Annotated in this window: 1 protein-coding gene; it reads left to right on the top strand. The window is 38.8% G+C overall.

Going from position 1 to position 1,378, the window contains the following annotated elements; translation table 11 throughout:
- Positions 1-106 precede the first annotated feature (106 nt).
- On the top strand, positions 107-1,345 hold the full coding sequence (locus OMHG_RS00110) for an IS256 family transposase (protein ID WP_010647071.1): 1,239 nt from the start codon (positions 107-109) through the stop codon (positions 1,343-1,345).
- Positions 1,346-1,378 lie beyond the last annotated feature (33 nt).

Raw genomic sequence — 1,378 nt, 5'->3', positions numbered from 1 at the left:
GGGGAGTGTAATATTAACTGTGTAAGTGAGAGATCGTACGGCTCTTACTTCGCAGTTAATTTTTTTATTGGTAGAATAAAACTATAACGTTTGGGAGGTTATTCTATTGACGAAGTCGAAGCGAGATCAAAAATCAGCTGAATTAGCGAACCAGATTCTAGAAAACTACCAACCAGAGACCGTAGAAGACATGCAGAATGCACTCAAAGATATATTTGGCCCTATGTTTGAATCTATGTTGAAGGGTGAAATGAATCATCATTTAGGCTACGAAGCGAACGATAAAGAGGAAAAAGACACAGAAAATAGACGGAATGGCTATGGAAAGAAAACCATCAAAACGAGCTCGGGTGAAGTGGACATCAAGATACCAAGAGATCGGGATGGTTCCTTTAATCCAGAACTGATACCGAAACGAAAAAAGGACGTCTCAGCGATTGAGAATAAAGTGATTTCCATGTATGCACGTGGAATGTCGCAGCGAGATATTTCGTCAACAATCGAAGATATCTATGGTTTTTCAGTGTCCCATGAAATGGTATCGGATATTACAGATCAGGTGCTTCCTGAACTAGAAGAATGGCAAACTAGACCGTTAAGTAGCTGTTATGCCTTTGTTTTTGTGGACTGTATGTACACAACGATTCGTAATCAATATGAAACGAAGAAATATGCTGTCTACACGATTTTAGGATATACCATGGAGGGCAATAAAGAAATTATTGGCTTATGGTTAAATGAAACGGAAAGTAAGCATAAATGGATGCAGATTTTCGATGAAATCAAGGCAAGAGGAGTCGAAGACATCTTCTTTATTTCCATGGATGGGGTGAGTGGTTTGGAAGAAGGTTCACGTGCCATTTTTCCAGATGTCATTGTCCAGCGATGCATGGTTCATTTGATTCGTAATTCCGTTAAATATATTCCTAGTAAAGATTATAAAGCCTTCACCAAAGCGTTAAAGAAAGTCTATGGTGCCCCAAGCCTTAAGGCTTGCCTAAGTGCTTTTGAATCTTTTCAACAACATTGGGCTGCCTATCCAGGAGCGATTGACGTTTGGACAAGAAACTTTCACCATGTCGAACAGCTTTATGATTATGGAAGTGCCATTCGTAAAGTGATGTACACTACTAACGCAGTAGAAAGTATTCATTCCAGCTTCAGAAAAGTAACCAAAAAAGGAGCATTCCCCAACGAGAACGCTCTATTAAAAGTATTATTTTTACGGGTAAAAGAACTCGAAACCAAATGGGAAGGTGGCCATATCCAAAACTGGGCAATGGTTATGAACCAACTTCTTCTCCACGAGAATCTAAAAGAGAGGGCTTTAAAATACATTGAATAAATTTTTAACTTACACACTTTATTTGACAAACCC

This window comes from Oceanobacillus massiliensis str. N'diop, assembly GCF_000285495.1.
In the GTDB taxonomy this organism is placed as follows: domain Bacteria; phylum Bacillota; class Bacilli; order Bacillales; family Amphibacillaceae; genus Oceanobacillus; species Oceanobacillus massiliensis.
The sequence above is the reverse complement of the archived record's forward strand: the minus strand, read 5'-3'. Positions and strand labels throughout refer to the sequence as shown.